Origin of the sequence: Plantactinospora sp. BB1 (genome assembly GCF_003030385.1) — a bacterium.
GTDB lineage: Bacteria > Actinomycetota > Actinomycetes > Mycobacteriales > Micromonosporaceae > Plantactinospora.
On the sequence record NZ_CP028159.1, the window covers coordinates 201,215 to 218,976 of the forward strand.

11 protein-coding genes are annotated in these 17,762 nt (G+C 73.3%); 1 reads left to right on the plus strand and 10 read right to left on the minus strand.

Annotation, left to right across the window (positions count from 1 at the left end; all coding sequences use genetic code 11):
- Positions 1 to 12 precede the first annotated feature (12 nt).
- The 6 genes from C6W10_RS00820 to C6W10_RS00845 all read right to left on the minus strand — a co-directional run bounded on the left by C6W10_RS00820 (position 13) and on the right by C6W10_RS00845 (position 11,490).
- Complete coding sequence (locus tag C6W10_RS00820) at positions 13 to 5,346, minus strand: non-ribosomal peptide synthetase (RefSeq protein WP_159104400.1); 5,334 nt, start codon at positions 5,344 to 5,346, stop codon at positions 13 to 15.
- Positions 5,347 to 5,375: 29 nt separating this feature from the next.
- On the minus strand, positions 5,376 to 7,988 hold the full coding sequence (locus C6W10_RS00825) for a penicillin acylase family protein (protein ID WP_107255898.1): 2,613 nt from the start codon (positions 7,986 to 7,988) through the stop codon (positions 5,376 to 5,378).
- A gap of 113 nt (positions 7,989 to 8,101) precedes the next feature.
- Positions 8,102 to 8,875, minus strand: coding sequence for a bifunctional 2-polyprenyl-6-hydroxyphenol methylase/3-demethylubiquinol 3-O-methyltransferase UbiG (locus tag C6W10_RS00830; protein WP_107255899.1), 774 nt, complete (start codon positions 8,873 to 8,875; stop codon positions 8,102 to 8,104).
- 26 nt (positions 8,876 to 8,901) lie between these two features.
- Positions 8,902 to 10,068, minus strand: coding sequence for a pyridoxal-phosphate dependent enzyme (locus C6W10_RS00835; protein ID WP_199853821.1), 1,167 nt, complete (start codon positions 10,066 to 10,068; stop codon positions 8,902 to 8,904).
- A gap of 141 nt (positions 10,069 to 10,209) precedes the next feature.
- A complete protein-coding gene (locus tag C6W10_RS00840) occupies positions 10,210 to 10,992 on the minus strand; it encodes an SDR family oxidoreductase (protein ID WP_199853822.1) in 783 nt (260 codons plus the stop codon).
- Positions 10,993 to 11,103: 111 nt separating this feature from the next.
- Positions 11,104 to 11,490 carry a peptidase inhibitor family I36 protein gene (locus C6W10_RS00845; RefSeq protein ID WP_369931275.1) on the minus strand — a complete coding sequence of 129 codons (387 nt, stop codon included), beginning with the start codon at positions 11,488 to 11,490 and terminating at the stop codon, positions 11,104 to 11,106.
- Between the two features lie 263 nt (positions 11,491 to 11,753).
- Between C6W10_RS00845 and C6W10_RS00850 the strand changes: the two genes are divergently transcribed.
- Positions 11,754 to 12,938 (plus strand): MFS transporter, encoded by a 1,185-nt coding sequence (locus C6W10_RS00850; RefSeq protein WP_199853823.1) that lies wholly within the window; start codon positions 11,754 to 11,756, stop codon positions 12,936 to 12,938.
- Positions 12,939 to 12,965: 27 nt separating this feature from the next.
- Here C6W10_RS00850 and C6W10_RS00855 read toward each other — a convergent pair whose 3' ends face one another.
- The 4 genes from C6W10_RS00855 to C6W10_RS00870 all read right to left on the minus strand — a co-directional run bounded on the left by C6W10_RS00855 (position 12,966) and on the right by C6W10_RS00870 (position 17,724).
- The gene (locus tag C6W10_RS00855) at positions 12,966 to 13,808 is read right to left on the minus strand and encodes a cell wall metabolism sensor histidine kinase WalK (RefSeq protein ID WP_107255901.1); all 843 of its coding nucleotides are present in this window, start codon (positions 13,806 to 13,808) and stop codon (positions 12,966 to 12,968) included.
- Complete coding sequence (locus C6W10_RS00860) at positions 13,805 to 14,494, minus strand: response regulator transcription factor (RefSeq protein ID WP_199853238.1); 690 nt, start codon at positions 14,492 to 14,494, stop codon at positions 13,805 to 13,807. The genes C6W10_RS00855 and C6W10_RS00860 overlap by 4 nt, the downstream gene beginning before the upstream one ends.
- A gap of 7 nt (positions 14,495 to 14,501) precedes the next feature.
- Positions 14,502 to 16,664 (minus strand): MMPL family transporter, encoded by a 2,163-nt coding sequence (locus tag C6W10_RS00865; protein WP_107255903.1) that lies wholly within the window; start codon positions 16,662 to 16,664, stop codon positions 14,502 to 14,504.
- A gap of 307 nt (positions 16,665 to 16,971) precedes the next feature.
- Positions 16,972 to 17,724: an N-acetyltransferase gene (locus tag C6W10_RS00870; RefSeq protein WP_107255904.1), complete on the minus strand. Its 753-nt coding sequence runs from the start codon at positions 17,722 to 17,724 to the stop codon at positions 16,972 to 16,974.
- Between the last annotated feature and the right edge of the window lie 38 nt (positions 17,725 to 17,762).

Genomic DNA, 17,762 nt, shown 5'->3' on the forward strand with positions numbered 1-17,762 from the left:
CCTGCGGTCGGCTCACTGCGGTTCGGTTCCGGCGGCGCGGGCGGTGCGGGCGCGGCCCCCGGCCAGGGCCCGACGGCGCCGCGCCGCGTCCTCGGCGCCACGGCGCAGCCGGTCGGCTCCCTCGGCCGCCCCGCCGTCCAGGTGGGCGACGAGGGCCTGGATCGTCGGGTTCTGGAAGAGCCGGACCACCGGCATGTCGACGTCGAACGCCGCGACGATGCGTTCGTGCACCTCGACCAGGGTCAGCGAGGTGCCGCCGAGGTCGAAGAAGTTGTCCTGCACGCCGACCCGGTCCACGCCGAGCACCTCCGCCCAGATCTCGCTGAGCCGGCGCTCGACCACGGAGCGGGGGGCGACGAAGGCGCCGTCGAGGTGCGGCCGCTCGCCGGTGGGCGGCGGTAGCGCGGGCCGGTCGACCTTGCCGCTGGCGTTGCGGGGCAGCTCGGCGAGGTGCACGAAGGTGGACGGCACGAACGCGTCGGGCAGCCGTTCGTGCAGGTACGCCCGCAGCGCGGTGACGGTCGGCCGGTGCTCTCCCGCCGGCACCACGTACGCCACCAGCCGGTCCCGCCCGGCCGCGTCGGGATGGCTGACCACCACGCTGGTCCGTACCTCGGGGTGTCGTTCGAGGGCCGCCTCCACCTCGGCCGGCTCCACCCGCACACCACGAACCTTCACCTGATGATCCACCCGGCCCAGAAACTGCACCTGACCATCCGGCAACACACACGCCAGATCCCCGGTCCGATACATCCGCCCACCTACCGGCCCTAACGGATCCGGCCGAAAACGCTCCGCCGTCAACACCGGCTCACCCAGATAACCCCGCGACACCGCCGCACCGCCCACCCACAACTCCCCCGGCACACCGACCGGCACCAACTCCCCCACCCCATCCAGCACATACACCCGGACACCCCGAATCGGCCGACCGATCGGCACCGACGCCGCCACCGGTGCGGATCCGGGCTCGGTGCAGCAGGCGGTGTCCCATGCCTCGGAGGAGCCGTAGAGGTTGACCAGCCGGGCGTGCGGCATCGCGGTCTGGAAGCGGTGCCACAACGACCACGGCAACGCCTCACCACTGCTCACCCACATCCGCAGCTCCGGCAACCGGGCACCCAGGTCCGGCACCGCGTCCAGGATGGAACGCAGCAGCGACGGCACCAGCAGCAGCCGGGTCACCCGCTCGCGGGCGAGCACCTCGACGAGTCGTACCGGGTCCCGGGAGACCTCGTCCGAGACCACCACCGACCGCACCCCCGCCAACAACCCACCCACCAACTCCCACACCGAATCCACAAAACCCACACTCGTCTTCTGACACACCACCTCCCCCACCCCAAAACCAAACCCCTCCCACATCCACACCAACCGATTCCACAACTGCCCGTGCTCCACCACCACACCCTTCGGCCGCCCCGTCGACCCCGACGTGAACACCACAAACGCCCCCTGCCCCACCACCGGACCCACCGGCGCCACAACCCCGTCCCCCACAACCCCAGCCACACCCCCGGACACATCCACCACCCGACCCGTAAAGTCCGGCACCGCACCGTCCACACCGGACACCAGCACCGAAACACCCGCCGCACCCGCCATCTCCGCCAACCGCGCGGCCGGCAACGACGGGTCCAACGGCACGTACACCCCACCCGCCCACCACACCGCGAGCACCACCACCGGCAGATCCACCCCACGGGGCACACACACCCCGACAGCGGACTCCCGCACCACCCCCGCCGAACGCAACACCCCCGCCAACCGACCCGCCAACTCCGCCACCTCGGCGAACGTCACCGACACACCGGAGTCGTCCGACAACGCCACCGCGTCCCCGCTCGAACCCGCCACCCGCACCAACCGCTCAAGCACGGATGCACCGGCATCAGCACCGGCAGCCCGGTCACCGGTCAGCGCCGACAGGAGCCACTCCCGCGACGCCGCCGACATCAGCGGTGCCCGCAAGACGGGCTGGTCCGGGTCGGCGACGACGGCGGCGAGCAGGGCGCCGTACCCCTCGGCGAACCGTTCGACGGTGTCGGCGTCGTACCGGTCGGTGTCGTAGGTCCAGGAGGCGACCGCCCCGGTCGGGGTCTCGGCGACGGTCAGCGTCAGTTCGAACGGGGTGGCCACCCGGGGCAGCGGCACCGCGTCGACCTCGAGCGGGCCGAGCCGGCCGTGCTGGCCGGGGATGCCGAGGACGAGGCCGGCCAGCACGGGATCGCCACCGGGGTGGGCGGCGGCGACGGCGAACATGGTCTGGAACACCGGCGCGTGGCTCAGGTCGTGGGTGCCGCCGAGCGCGTCGGCGACGAACGCGAACGGGTACTCCTGACGCTCCAGGGCGGCCAGCAGCTCTCGACGGACCTGGCCGAGGAGGGTACGGAACGACGGTTCGCCGGAGACGGTGCTGCGCAGCGGCAGGAGATTCGACACGTAGCCCACCACGTCGGCGTCGCCGGGCCGGACCCGGGCACCGGCCGGGGTGCCGACGACCAGGTCGGACGCGCCGCTGTAACGGTGGATCAGGGCCGTGTAGGCGGCCAGCAGCAGGGTGAAGAGCGTCGTCCCCTCGGCCGCCGCGAGGGCGCGTAGCCGGTCGACCAAATCGCCGGGGAGGTCGCTGTGCCGGGTCGCTCCCCGGAACCGCCGGACCGGCGGACGGATGCCGGGGGCGGGCAGCACGGTACGCGGCGGTGCGCCGGCCAGCCGCCGGGTCCAGTACGACCGTGCCGGCTCGGCCCCCGACCCGGTGATCGCGCGGAGGTGCCGGGCGGCGTACCCGGCGTACGGCGGTGCGGGCGGCCGGTCCGTAGCACCCTGTCCACCGAGTGCGGCACGGTACCGCTCGCCGAGTTCGGTCAGGAGCAGTTCGGCCGACCAGAGGTCCAGGCAGATGTGGTGTGCGGCCAGCAGCAGCAGCGGGTCGCCGGCCCCGGTGTAGAGCCGTACCCGCAGCAGCGGCCCGCGCGCGAGGTCGAAGGGCCGGTCGGCCTCGTCGGCGCACCGCTGGAGCAGCGCGGTGCTGCTCAGGCCGGTGACGTCGACGTGTCCGAACCAGCCGTCGACCGCCTCGTGCACCACCGCGACCGGCACGCCGCCCCGGGACGGGTAGCTGGTGCGCAGGGCGTCGTGCCGCTCGACGAGGTCCCGCAGTGCGCGGTGCAGGGCTGGGACGTCCAAGGTGCCGGTGACCCGTACCGCGCAGCCGAGGTTGTTCGCGGTCGAGTCGGGCAGGATCCGCTGCAACGTCCACAGTGCCCGCTGGTTGGGCGTAAGCTCGCCGTCCGGGCCGCCGCCGGTGCCGGGTTCGGCGGCGGGTCGGGCCGCGGCGGCGAGCCCGGTGAGGATCTCGTCGACGAGGTCGTCGGCACTGCCGCCGCCGAGCAGGGTGCCGACGGCGACCGGTACCCCGGTGGCCGTCTCGATCCGATGCTGGAGCCCGACCGCGCTCACCGAGTCGATGCCGTACGAGACGAGTGGCCGGGCGGTGTCGAACCCCTCCGCCGGCTGCCGGGCCACCCGGGCGGCGCCGAGCCGGACCAGCTCGGTGACGATCCGCCGTCGGGTGTGCGGGTCGGCGGCGGCGAGGTCGGCCGGTGTCACCGTGGCGGGTTCGTCGACCTCCCCGTCCGGGGCGGGTTCCAGGACGTCGTGGGCGAGCCCGACGAGTTCCCCGGCCAGGTAGAGCTCGCGGCAGCGCTGCCGCCGTACCTTGCCGCTCGTGGTACGCGGGATGGTGGCCGGCCGGGTCAGCAGCACCGCGTACGGCACGACGTCGTGCTCGGCCGCGACCCGGGTACGGATGGCGGCCGTGACGGCGGCGTGGTCGACGGTCCGACCGCGTTCCACCTCCTGGACGACGACCAGCCGCTCCTCACCATCGACCGGCACCCCGAACGCGGCGCCGCAGTCGGGGCGGAGCACCGGGTCGGCCCGCTGGGCGGTCGCCTCGATGTCCTGCGGGTAGTGGTTGCGGCCGCGCAGGATGACGAGGTCCTTGAGCCGGCCGGTGACGAAGAGTTCGCCGTCGCGCAGGAAACCCAGGTCGCCGGTGCGCAGCCAGGAGCGTTCGTCCGGGTCGCCGGCCAGCCGGGCGGCGAACGTCCGCGCGGTCTCCGCCGGCCGGTCCCAGTACCCCTGTGCCACGCTCGGCCCACTGACCCAGATCTCGCCGACCCGCCCGTCCGGCACGGCCTCGGCGGTCTGTGGATCCACCACCCGGACCGACTGGCCGGGCATGGACCCTCCACACCCGACGATTTCGGTGCCGGCGGTGGAGGCTACGGCCCTGCCCTCGGCGAGGGCGTCCCGGTCGAACCGGGCGCTGACCGGCGGCCGGCCCGCCGGGGCACCGGTGACGAGCAGGGTCGCCTCGGCGAGCCCGTAGCAGGGGTAGAAGGCGTCCTCGCGGAACCCGCACGGGGCGAAGTATTCGGCGAACCGGCGCAGGGTGTCGGCCCGCACCGGCTCGGCACCGCTGAACGCGACCCGCCACGCACTCAGGTCCAGCTCGGCGAGCTGCTCCGGGCGGACCCGGCGCAGCGCCATCTCGTACCCGAAATTGGGGCCGCCGCTGCAGTCGGCGCGGGTGTCGCTGATGGCGCGTAGCCAGCGCAGCGGCTGGCGCAGGAAGGCGGTCGGTGCCATCAGGGTGACCGGGAAGCCGGCCCAGACCGGCTGGAGGAGCCCGCCGATCAGCCCCATGTCGTGGTACGGCGGCAGCCACACCACGGCGTGGCTCTCCGGTCCGCTGGCGAAGGAACGCTGGATGTGCGTGGAGTTGGCGGTGAGGTTGTCGTGGCTGAGCAGGACGCCCTTGGGCGCGGCCGTGGAGCCGGAGGTGTACTGCAACAGCGCGGCCGTGGATCCGCCGGCCGGACCGGACGCGGGCTCGCCGGCCGGTTCGGTCAGCGTGTCGGTGGCGATCGTCGCGCCGCTCCAGTTGGTCGAGACGGCGTCGCCGAGCGCGGCGGTGGTCAGCGCCACGGCCGGTCGGGCGTCGTCGGCGATCGCGACCAGCCGTTCGGTGCGGGTGCCGGCCCGTGGCGGGTAGGCCGGAACGGCGACGATGCCGGCGTACCAGCAGCCGAAGAGGGCCGCGACGTATTCCGGGCCGGGCGGGTGCAGCAGCAGCGCCCGGTCGCCGGGAACGCACCGGTCGCGCAGGGCGGCGGCGACGGCACGGGCCCGCGAGTCGAGTGTCCGGTAGTTCCAGCGCGCCTCGGAGTCCGGCTCGTCGCCGAGGAACGCGAAGGCGAGGCGCTCCGCCTGCTCCTCCGAGCGCCAGCGCAACACATCGGCAAGCGTCGATCGACGCTGGGCTGGTACGTCCGTCACGTTGCCTTCCTCCCGGTCGTCCGGCCCGGCTACGGCCGCAGGGTCAGGGTGTCCTCGGCCGCCGCCTCGATGTCGGCGCGCAGCCAGTACCACCGCAGCATCCGGCCGGTACGCCAGACGTCGAGCTGGTCGGTGTGGTGGGGGTGGTAGGCGTGCCCCGAATTGCCGGTGACCTGCACCCAGCGGGCGGCGTTCAGGTCGGCCAGGTCCACCGCCATCCGCATCGACGGCAGCTCGGTCACCTCGTAGCCGTCCGCCGCGTTCCAGGCGGTGGCGTTCACCGCGTCGGTACCGCCGGAGACCGGCACCGGGTCGTGGTTGAAGAGCCACTCGACCGCACCCACACCGGAGACGCCGAAACTCTGGTCCCGGGGGGTGAGGGTGTGTGCCCTGCCCCACCGCCACCCGTCCGGCTCGTCGCCCTGCGCGGCGGTCAGCTCCTCGTGCGCCGCCCGCATCGCGGCGGCGAGCATGTCGTCGCGCCGCTCGACCTGACCGGTCTCCTGCCGGTCCCACCACGAGGCGTCCGGCTGGTCGAGCAGCCTCGCCACGACCACGAACCACCGGTCGTCGCCGAGCGGCGGCTCGTGCTCGGGCAGCTCGTCGAAGACTCCGGCCAGCAGGTGCCGCCAGGTCGCGTTGAAGAACGCGGCCGCGGCCGAGGAGCGGCAACCGGCACCGCCGTCGGCGCAGTCGGCCGGCTGCCGGAAGTCCCAGTCCCGCAACAGGTCCCGCCCGGCGGACGGTCCACCGCCGAGCCGGTCCGCCGGCACGGCCAGCAGCGCCGGGACCAGCTCCGGGGCCAGTCCGTTGCGGTCGTCGGTCAGCATCCGCTCCATGTCGGCCAGGTCGAGCCGCCGGCCCGCCGATTCGGCCAGCAGGTCGCCGATCCGGTCGCTGCGGTACCCGTACGACCAGTCCGCGGTGAGCCACCGGCGGGAGTCCGGCGCGGTCACCGCCTGGTTCGCGGTGACGATCACGCCGCCCTCGGGGTTGAACAGGTGCGGCAGCTCGGCGAAGGGCAGCCGGCCGGTCCAGTCGTAGGCGGGATCCCAGCCCGGCGACAGCCAGCGCCCGTCGCCGGCCCCGCGCACCGGCACCGAACCCGCCGCCTGGTAACCGATGTTGCCGTCCACGTCGGCGTAGACGAAGTTCTGTGCTGGGCTGTCAAAGAGGGCGGTGGCGGCGCGGAAGTCGGCCCAGTTCCTGGCCTGGTTGACCGCGAAGAGCGCCTCGATGCTGCGCCCGGGCTCGAGCGCGGTCCAGGCCAGCGCGACCGCGTAGCCGGCACCGGGCGCCGGCTGGGCGGTCTCGGCCGGGGCGCCGTCCGGACCGAGCGGCGGCTTCGCGCCGATGTCGCGCAACTGCCCGAAGGCGTCCGAGAGCAGCGGCCCGTGCCGGGTGTGCCGGATCCGGACGGTACGCGCCGACTCGCCCGCGACGCTGATCCGTTCCTCCCGGACCGCCAGCGGACGCCACTGGTCGCCGACCGCGTAACGGTCACCGTCGAGTCGCTCCAGATACAGGTCGGTCACGTCGGTGGGCAGGTTCGTCAGGCCCCAGGCGATCCGCTCGTTGTGCCCGATCACCACACCGGGCATCCCGGCGAAGCTGAAGCCGGCGACCCGGTATCCGCAGTCGCAGTGCAGCCCGAGCTGGTACCAGACGCCGGGCAGGGAGGGTGCCAGGTGCGGGTCGTTGACCAGGATGGGTGCGCCGGAGGCGGTGCGCGCACCGGCGACCACCCACGAGTTGGATCCCGTACCGGGACCACCCGGACGGACCGGCTCCGGAAGGCTCGCCGCCGCCCGCCGTAGCGTCTCCAGCCCGTCCCGGGCCTGCTCCAGGTCGTCCGGGGAGAGGCCGCCGACGGGCGTGCTACGCCGGGGTTCGGCCTCCGGGCCGGCTGCCGGCTCCATCGGGACGATCGGCTGGTGCGCTTCGCTCGGGTACGCCGGATACAGCTCCTCGGCCTGGGTCCGGCTGCGACCCTCCAGCACCACGGCGGCACGGTTGATCTCCTGCCACAGGTTGCCGACGAGGTCCCAGGCCATCGCCTTGAGCCACGCGACACTGTCGACCGGGTCCCAGGGCTCCACCCGGTAGCCGGGACTCAGTACGGCCAGCACGGAATACTGCAACGCCTTGCCCCGGTGGGCGTCCCGGCCGCCGTTCGCCTCGATCCAGGCGTTGACCCCGGCCGCGTAGCTGAGCAGCCGCCGCCGCGCGTCCGGCGACAGCCGGTCCCACTCGGCGCGTGCGGCCTCGCGCCAGCCGAGGGTACGCACGAACACGTCGGTCTCCACCTGGTCCGGCCCGAACATCTCGGCGAGCCGGCCGGCGGTGATGTGCCGGCGCAGGTCCATCTCCCAGAAGCGGTCCTGGGCGTGCACGTACCCCTGGGCGCGGAACAGGTCGTCCTCGTTCTCGGCGTAGATCTGGGGGATCCCGTTGCCGTCCCGCAGCACCGTGACCGGAGCGGTCAGCCCGGCCAGCCGCAGCTCGCCGTCGGTGGTCGGGAAGGGGTGCCGGACGCTCCACAGCGCGAACCCGCTCGCGGCCATCGCGACCACCACCGCCACGACGGCCGACCACAGGCCGACCCGACGGATGCGCCGGAGCGCGGTGGCCGAGATCCTCATGCCCGGGGAGGTTACGACGCCCCGAGCGATCGAGACAGGTCTAACCGCTCGCACACGGTGGACCGGCGCCACCCGTGCCCGGCACCGCCGCCGTCCGTGCCGTGAGCGGGTACCTAACCGTGCCGGAGCACGGCCAGGTACTCGTCATGCTCGCGCAGCAGGGCGGTCGATCCCGGCCGGGGCACCACCGACGTCTCCTCCTCGCCGACCACCAGCCGATCCAGGCGCAGGCCGGTGCCCTCCAGCAGCAGCATCAGGTCTGCCGGCGTGTAGCAGCGCAGGTACTGGCTGATCCGCTGGTCGGGACTGCCACTCTCCCACCAGGTGTCGACCGCCACGCAGGTGACCGGGTCGAAGACCGTGCGGTTCGACACCGCGTACGGATAGCCGTCGTCGGGTCGCGCCGGCTTCTCCTCCTCGTCACCGTCCCAACGCGCCCAGACGAACGGGTTCATCACGTCGACGAGGGCGGTGCCGCCGGGGGCGAGCCACTCGGTGGCGACGCGTCGCAGCAGCCGGCGCTGGTCGGCGTCGGAACCGACACCGAAGCCGTTCCAGTAGCACACCGCCGGGAAGCGTCCCGAGAGTCGTACCCGGTAGAAGTCGTCCTTGACCACGGTCAGGGTGCCGGGTCCGGCAGCTTCCGGCAGCCCGGCGGCCCGGTCGGCCCGGTCGCTGATCTCCACGGCCGTGACGTCGTGTCCGGCCCGCGCGGCGGCGAGTGCCGTGGTCCCGTACCCGGCACCGAGTTCCAGCACCCGCGCCGGTGCTTCGCCGACGTACCGGTGCAGCAGGGTGACCCGTCGGTGGTCCCGCTCCCCGACCTGCCCCTCCGCGTCCCCCCACCACCGACCGGTCCGTGTGTAGAAGTCCCGTACCCAGTCCACCGGACCAGATTCTCACCGAGCCGCCGCTAGGCGTCGGAGGCGACCGCCAGACACTCCGCCAGTTCGTCGAGGTCGCCGTCGACGACCGGCGCGTCCGGACCGGCCGCCGCCGGGCCGGCCCGCAACTCCCGACCGGTGACCAGCACGGCGACGCTCTCGGAGCGGTCGAGCAGCTCCTGCTCCAGCGCCGCGACCAGGCCGGCGAGAGCGGCCGCACCGGCGGGTTCGCTGCCGACGCCGGCCGACTGGGCGAGCAGCCGTACCGCGTCGAGCAACGCGGCGTCGGAGACGGCCACCATCGCGCCGCCGCTTCGGCGTACCGCGTCGAGGGCCAGGTCACCGGCGACCGGACGGTCCACGGCGATGCCGTCCGCCACCGTACCGGCGGGGTCCGTGGTCCGCGCCGACGGTGCCGTACCCGCCCAGCGGTGCACCAGCGGCTGGCAGGCCGCGGCCTGCACCCCGACCAGCCGGGGCAGCCGGCGCACCGCCCCGCAGAGCACCAGTTCGTCGAAGCCCTTGGCGAGCGCGGCGAGCGTCGGCCCGTCGCCGACCGGCGCGACCACCACGTCGGGGCACCGGCGGCCGAGCTGCTCCCAGATCTCCCAGGCCACGGTCTTCTTCGCCTCGGTGGTGAGCGGGTTCGCCCCGGTGTTGCGGTCGAGCCAGCCGAAGGTCGCGGCGGCCTTCCGCGACAGGTCGAACGCGGCGTCGTAGCCCCGGGCCACCCGGACCACCAGCGCACCGGCGGAGCGCATCAGGGACACCTTCTCCGGATCGCAGTCCACCGGCACCAGGATCACGGCGCGCAGGCCGGCCGCGGCGGCGCCCAGCGCGGTCGCCACCGCCGCGTTCCCGGTCGACGCCGTGGTGACGGTGGAGATCCCGCGCCGCAGTCCGTCCTCGATGACCAGGGCGGTGGCCCGGTCCTTGTTGGACGCGCTGGGGCCCCGGGTCTCGTCCTTGAGCCAGAGTTCCGGCACGCCGAGCCGGGCGCGCAGCCGGGGCGGCGCCACCAGGGGCGTACCGCCGACCGGGAGTGGGTACCGGACCGGGCCGTCGTCGACCGGCAGCAGCGAGCGGTACCGCCACATCGAGGTGACCGGCCCGGCCGGCGGCACCAGGTCGGGCCCGTACCGGTACTCCAGCAGCTCGCACCCGTGCACCCGGCGGGTCCCGGTCACCTCGCCCACGTCGTCTCCTCCGCGCCCGCCACCGTGTTGCCGGCCGGCGTCCCGCCGGGGGGCACCGCGCCGACGGGTGTGCCTGCACGCCACGTCACCAGGGAGAACCTCCGTTCAAGAGTCCATCTTGATCAGTCGAACAGGGTGGAGTCAGTCCGCGCAGCCGAGGACGTCCTGGGAGAAGTCGACGAGCGAGCCCGTCACCACGCCGACGCGGTCGGAGAGCAGCAGCGCCACCATCTCGGCGACCTCGGAGGGTTTGACCAGGCGACCCATCGGCGTCGCCGCCTCCGCCTCCGCGAGCCAGCCCGGCGCCCGGCCGTGGAACGACCGCTGGACCCGGTCCTCGTGCGGGGTGTCGGTCCAGCCCAGGCAGAGCCCGTTGACCCGGATCCGGTCTCGGCGGTGGGCGTGCGCGACGTTGCGGGTGAGGGTCGCCAGCGCGCCCTTCGAGGTGGAGTACGCGCAGAGGTGCGGCTGCCCGCCGTGCGCGCTCGTCGAGAGGATGTTGACGATCGCACCCGGGGCCCGGCGGCGGCGCATGTCCCGGATCGCCTCCTGCATCGTCAGCATCGGCGCGCGCACGTTGACCGCCATCATCCGGTCGAAGAAGGCCGGCGTGGTCTCGTCCAGGGTGGACCGTGCCGTGTCCGCCGCGCTGTTGACGAGAGCGTCGACCCGGCCGAACCGTTCGACGGCCCGCCGGACCACCGCCCGGCAGTCGTCCGGGTCCTCCAGGTGTGCCGGGACGAACTCGGCGGAGCAGTTCGGGCCGGCCAGCGCGGCGGCCACCGCGGCGCCACGCTCGCGGTCCCGGCCGGCGACGACGATCCCGACCGCGCCCTCGCGGGCGACTGTCCGGGCGACCGCCTCGCCGACTCCCGACGTGCCGCCGGTGACCACGACGACCCTGTCCTGACACAGTCTCAGCACCGCACGCTCCCGGCCCGGACGTCGCAGGCGGGTACCGGGTACCCGCCTGCGACCGTCGAACGCGACATCGGACCCGGCCGTACCGGCACGGCGTACCGCCGGGTCAGGGCCCTACCGCTGCACCCAGACGCTGTCCGGGGTGAACGTGCCCAGGTTGGAGATGCTGGAGTTGCCCGAGACCTGGTACGGGTCGCCGAGGCAGTCGTCGTTCATGAACATGGCCGAGCTGCGGCTGTGCGTGTTCCGCACGGAGTGGGCCCGGTCGTCCCAACCCGCGTCCACCAGGCTCACACAGGTGCCGCTGGGGTTGAGGGAGGTCACGGCGAACATCTCACCGGTGAATCCGACTCCGTCGTACAGGCAGAGAGCATTCGACGGACAGGTCGCGGCGTCGCTTGTGGACACCTGGGCCGCCGAGGCGGCACCGGACGTACCCAACAGAGCCACCACCGACAGACCCGCTACGAGCAGAGAGGAACGCAGACGCCCTACCAACACATCGACCTCCGTGAGTTGGATTGTTGGTTCGGACTATATCGACGTGTCGTCCGGCGCGGCAGCGGACAAAGATCGGCCCTTGACAGCAACTCCCGCCCGGTGACAGCGGACTCGATCTCCTCGAAATCCGGCCCGTCGCGCACCGATCGCCGCCCTGCGTGCAACGGGGGACAACGGGTACCCCGCTACGGCCCACCAGCCAGGGGGCCGCCGGGTCGGCGACGTGGCCGGCCCGGCCCTTCCCGTACGACGGAGGAACCGAGATGAGCATCGCCGGGCGGACGCGACTCCCACCGGGTGTCTCCCTGTTGCTGCTCGCGTCGATCCTGGTGTCGTTCCTGGCCGCGTCGGCAGCCCCGACCCCGCTCTACGGGATCTACCAGGAGCGCTGGCACTTCTCGCCGATCACCACCACGGTGGTGTTCGCCGTCTACGCCGTCGCCGTGCTGGCGTCGCTGCTCACCTTCGGCAGGCTCTCCGACCATGTCGGCCGGCGTCCGGTCCTGGCCGTGGCGATCGCGGTGCAGATGGCCTCGCTGGTGATCTTCGTCTTCGCCGACGGCGTACCCGCGCTGCTGGCCGCCCGCCTCGTGCAGGGGCTCGCGGCCGGCGCCGCCACCGGTGCCGTCGGCGCCGCCATGCTCGACATCGACCGGGCCCGGGGCACACTCGCGAACGCGATCGCCCCGGGCATCGGAACCGGCAGCGGTGCCCTGCTTTCGGCGCTGTTCATCCGCTTCCTGCCCGCGCCGACCCGACTGGTGTACGTCGTCCTCTTCGGCGTCCTGCTGATCCAGGCCGTGGCGCTCGCGCTGATGCCGGAGACGGTCACGCCGACGGCGGGGGCGCGCCGGAGCCTCCGGCCGGAGATCCGGCTGCCCCGTGCCGTGCGCGGCCCGGTCCTGGTCGTCGCGCCGGTGCTCTTCGCGGTCTGGGCGCTGGCCGGCTTCTTCGGCGCGCTGGGTCCGGCGCTGGTACGCGCCCTGATGAACACCTCGATCGTGACCGCCGGTCTGGTGCTCTTCGTCTTCGCTCTCTTCGGCTCGGTCGCCGTACTGCTGATGCGGGACACCGCCGCGAGGACCGTGATCCTCGTCGGGATCACCGCTCTCATCCTGGGCATGGCCGTCACGCTGGTGTCGGTCATGGCCAGCTCCGTCCCCGGCTTCTTCGTCGGCCTCGCGCTCGGGGGCATCGGCTTCGGTGGCGGTTTTCAGGGTAGCCTCAAGACCGTCATGCCGCTCGTCGAGGCGCACGAACGTGCCGGCGTGCTCTCCCTGCTGTACGTCATCTGCTACGTCGGCTTCGGCCTGCCGACCGTCATCGCCGGCTTCCTGGTGGTCTACGCCGGTGGTCTGCCCCGGACCGCCGACGAATACTCCGTCGCGGTCATCCTGCTCGCCCTGGTCGCCCTCTTCGGGGTACGCCGGGCCACGAGTCCGCGCTAGCACACCGGAACCGGGCGACGGCCGGGCTCAGCGCGCCCGACCGGGTCGGGCGGGCCGACCGGTGCGCTCCGGCCCGGCGGGGAGAGCCTTCGCCGGGAAGGTGACCCGGACGGTGGTGCCCCGCCCGGGTACCGAGGTGACCCCGGCCGTGCCGCCGTGCGCGGCCACGATCGCCTCGACGATGGCCAGACCCAGGCCGGACGAGCCGGCGCCGTCGCGGCTGCGGCTGGGGTCGGCGCGGTAGAAGCGCTCGAAGACGTACGGCAAATGCTCGGGCGCGATCCCGTCGCCCTCGTCGCGTACCGTGACCACCACCTCCGCACCCTGATCGCTGACGGTCACCGTGACCGGCGCGCCGGGCCGGGTGTGCTGCACCGCGTTGCCGACGAGGTTGCGCAGCACCTGCCGGATGCGCGGGCCGTCCCCGTCGACGACCGCCGCCGGCACGCCGTCCAGGGTGATGGTTCGGTCGGCGCCGACCACCCGGGCGTCGTCCACCACCTCGCCGGCCACCGCCACCACGTCCACCGGTCCGAGGTCCAGCGGCCGCGCCCCGTCGAGCTGGGCCAGCAGCGCCAGCTCGTCGACAAGCAGCCGCATCCGGCCCACCTCGGCCTGCATCCGTTCCATCGCGTGGTCGAGCTGCTCGGGGTCGCGCAGTCCACCCTGGACGTAGAGGTCGATCCAGCCGTGCATCGTCGCCAGCGGCGTACGCAGCTCGTGGCTGGCGTCGGCGACGAAGCTGCGCAGCCGCTCCTCGGCCCGCCGCTGGGCGTCGAAGGCCCGCTGCACCTTGGCGGTGATCGCGGCGGCCTCCGGGCCGGCGACGAGCGCGACGAGGGCCAGCCGCCATTTCGCGGAGCGGTTCACTGCGGCACCGGCCGCAGGCTGTATCCGAATCCCCGCACGGTGTGGATCAGCGACGGCCCGCCGAAGTCGATCTTTCGTCGCAGGTTGGAGACGAACCGCTCGACCACGGCCGCGTCGCCACCGAAGTCGTACTGCCAGACGTGGTCCAGGATCTGCGCCTTGGAGACCACCCGCCCGCTGTTGGCCAGCAGGTAGCGCAGCAGCCGGAACTCGGTCGGGGAAAGCTCGATCGGGCGCCCTCCCCTGGTCACCGTGTGCCGGGCCTCGTCCATCTCCAGGTCGCCGCAGCGCAGCACCCCCTCCGGCACCGTCGGCGGCAGGTGCCGGGAGCGCCGCAGCAGCGCCTCCAGCCGCGCGGCGACCTCGACCACGTTGAACGGCTTGCTGAGGTAGTCGTCGCCGCCCAGACGCAGGCCGCGCACCCGGTCGTCCACCTCGTCGCGGGCGGTCAGGAACATCACCGGCACCTGGACGCCCCGCGAGCGCAGCAGGTGCAGCAGGTCGAAGCCGTCCGTACCGGGCAGCATCACGTCCAGCACGATCGCGTCGGGCGTACCCGCCCCGATCGCGGCGAGGGCGGCCGGGACGTCGCCGACGGCCTCGACCTCGAACCCCGCGAACCGCAGCGCGGAGACCAGCAGCTCCCGCAGGCCCGGATCGTCGTCCACCACCAGAATGCTGTCCACCTCCCCATCACACCACTGCGACGGGGACGGCAGACTGCTCCGACACCGGCCCGCTGAGCTGCATACCCTCCACGTCCAGGTTCGGCAGTACCCGGTCGAGCCAGCGCGGCAGCCACCAGGCGCCGTGCCGGGTGAGCGCCAGCACCGCCGGCACGAACGTCATCCGGACCAGGAAGGCGTCCAGCAGGACACCCACCGCGAGCGCGAAGGCGATCGGCTTCAGCGTGGCGTCGCCGCCCGGGACGAAGCTCGCGAAAACCGAGATCATGATCAGGGCGGCCGCCGCGACCACCCGGGCCGAGGCCCGGAATCCGCGACTGACCGCGCGTCCCGGGTCGCCGCCGTGGGCGTACTCCTCGTGCATCCGGCTGACCAGGAAGACCTGGTAGTCCATCGCCAGGCCGAAGAGCACCGCCATCAGGATGATCGGCATAAAGCTGATCACCGGCCCGGTCCGCGCGACCCCGACCAGATCGGCGAGCCAGCCCCACTGGAAGACCACCACCACCGCGCCCAACGTCGCGCCGACCGAGAGCAGGAAGCCCAGGGTCGCCGTCAGCGGCACCACCAGCGACCGGAAGGCCAGCAGCAACAGCAGAAGGGCCAGACCCACGACGACCAGAGCGAAGGGTACGAGCGAAGCCTCCAGTTGCGCGGAGATGTCGATCCCGATCGCGGTCACGCCGGTCACCGCCACAGATCCCCCGCCCACGGCCTCGAGGTCGGCCACCACCCGTTCGGTACGTTCGTCCTGCGGCCCGGTCTCGGGAATCACCGTCAGCATCGCGTACCGGCCGTCCGCGGAGAGTTGCGGGCGCCCGGCGGCGACCACCCCGTCCACCGCACCGAGCCGCTCGGCCAGCCCCCTGGCGGCGGCCTGTCCGTCGCCGCTGCCCGCGAGGTCGGCCAGGACCAGCAGCGGGCCGTTGAAGCCCGGTCCGAAGGCGGCGGCAATCAGGTCGTACGCCTGCCGTTGCGTGCTGGCCGCCGGGGCGGAACCGTTGTCGGTGAGCCCGAGCCGCAACCCGGTCGCCGGTACGGCCATTACGCCGAGCGCCGCGACGACAGCGAGCGTGCTGACCAGCGGCCGGCGGGTGACCAGCCGGACCCAGCGCCCGCCGATGCCGCTCCGGCCGTCCCCGGCCGCATGCCGGACGGCCCGCGAGCCCGGCTTCGGGCGCAGCCGGTCTCCGGCGAAGCCGAGCACGGCCGGGATCAGGGTGACCGCCACCAGCACCGCGACGACCACGGCGGCGGACGCGGCCAGTCCCATCGCGGTCAGGAACGGGATCCGCACGACGGTCAGCCCGACCAGCGCGATGACCACGGTGAGCCCGGCGAACGCCACGGCGGTGCCGGCCGTGCCGGTCGCCCGGGCGGCGGACTCGGCCACGGGCATGCCGGACGCCAACTGGGACCGGTGCCGGGCGACGATGAAGAGCGCGTAGTCGATGCCGACCGCGATTCCGAGCATGAGGGCCAGGGCCGGCGCGGTCGGCGGCAGCGTCAGCATCCCCGCCACCGTGGTCAGGCCGGCGACGGTGACGCCCACCCCGAGCAGCGCGGTGAGCAGCGGCAGCCCGGCCGTCACCAGGGAACCGAAGGTGATGACGAGGACGACCAGCGCGATCAGCAACCCGGCCGCCTCGGTGCCGTGGCCACTCTCGTCGGCGCTGTCGTACGCCGACCCGCCGAACTCGACCCGCAACCCGGCCTCCCGGGCCGGTCGGATGACGTCCTCCAGCGCCGCGAGGGTGCCGTCCGCCAGGTCGGCGCGCTTGCGGTGGTAGCCCACGTTCGCCAGCGCGACGCGACCGTCCGCCGAGACCGTCTTCGCGGTGAACGGGTCCACCACCCCGGCCACCTGCGGCAGCTTCGCGGCGGCGCCGAGGGTCTGCTCGATGACGGCTCTCCGCTCGGCGACCCGGTGACCGGCGGGCGCGACGAACACCACCTGCGCGGAGGCGCCCGACGAGGCAGGGAACCGCTCGGCGACGGTGTCCAGGGTCTGCTGGGCGCGGGAGCCGGGGATCGAGAAGTCGTCCCGGTACGGGCCGCCAGCGGTGGCGGCGAGTGCCCCGGCGGCGACGAGGACGGCCAGCCAGGCCACCAGGACGGTACGGCGGCGCCGGTACGTCCAGGCACCGAGCCGGTAGAGCAGTGCGGCCATGACGGCAGACTCCCGTGGTCGTGGATCGAGGAGTCTCAGCACACCGTCCGGGCCTGACGACCGGGCGTCGGCGAACCTGACGGTTGCCTGACGGTGCCGTCAGTGTTGACCGGCGAGCGGACTCCCGTCGCCGAACCGCCAGGTCGGGTACCGGTCGGCCAGGTAGCGGCGATGGCCGTCCCAGTCGGTCGGCCCGAGCAACCGCACCGGCGACAGTCGGAGCCGGTCCTCCGGATCCTGCTCGTAGCCCCAGGCGAACCCGACCAGGGGTACGACGAGCGGACATCGCCCGCCTGGACGGACGGGTTCAGCGCAGGACCCGGCGATAGGTGCGGATGACGTCGCCGTCCGGGGTGGACCGCTGGGATCCGGCCTCCCACCCCAACCGCTCGTAGAATCCGACCGCTCCCAAGGGTCCGGTCGAGGTCTGCAACTCGACCCAGGTCGCGCCGGCACCCCGGACGTACTCGACGAAGTGCTCCACCAGCCGCTCACCGATTCCGCCCTTGCGCCAGTCCGGCCGTACCGCCAGCGCGGTCATCACGGCCACCTGCGCGTCGGGGGTCGACCGGGCCGGTGCCGGCGCGGCCCGGTGGTGCAGCAGCCGGCGTGTCCACGGACGTACCCGCGATCGCAGGAGGCGGACGGCGACCCGAGGCCGGAGACAGAGCGCGGCGAACCCGGTCACCGCCAGGGACGCCACCGTGCGCCGGTCCGCCATCAGCCCGGTGGTGTACGCGGCCTGGTCACTGGTACCCAACACGAATCCGACCAACTCCTCCGGCGCCGCCGTGGCGTCCACGACGACGAAGCCGACGCCGTGCCGCGAGTCGAGGAACGTTCGCTGCCAGCGACGGACGAAGCGCGCCCCGAGCGACGGGAACAGCCCGAACGGCAGGAGGAGGACGTGCGCCCGAGCCGTCGCGGGGAGGTCTTCGTGCGTCGCCGGCCGCAGGAGGAGCCGACCGGAGGCCAGTTCGGTCGCCGTGGAAGCGGGGTTCGGCACCGTTGCCGTGCCGCTGATGTCGGCTCTGCTCTTGATCGTGGGCAGGAAGCGCATAACCTCGACAACCTCGATATCGGGGCGGAAGTCCGCCC

Excerpts from the sequence above, each read along its gene's own strand:
- C6W10_RS00865 (WP_107255903.1), bottom strand. The coding sequence starts at position 16,664 with ATGGCCGCACTGCTCTACCGGCTCGGTGCCTGGACGTACCGGCGCCGC.
- C6W10_RS00850 (WP_199853823.1), top strand. The coding sequence starts at position 11,754 with ATGAGCATCGCCGGGCGGACGCGACTCCCACCGGGTGTCTCCCTGTTG.
- C6W10_RS00825 (WP_107255898.1), bottom strand. The coding sequence starts at position 7,988 with ATGAGGATCTCGGCCACCGCGCTCCGGCGCATCCGTCGGGTCGGCCTG.
- C6W10_RS00870 (WP_107255904.1), bottom strand. The coding sequence starts at position 17,724 with ATGCGCTTCCTGCCCACGATCAAGAGCAGAGCCGACATCAGCGGCACG.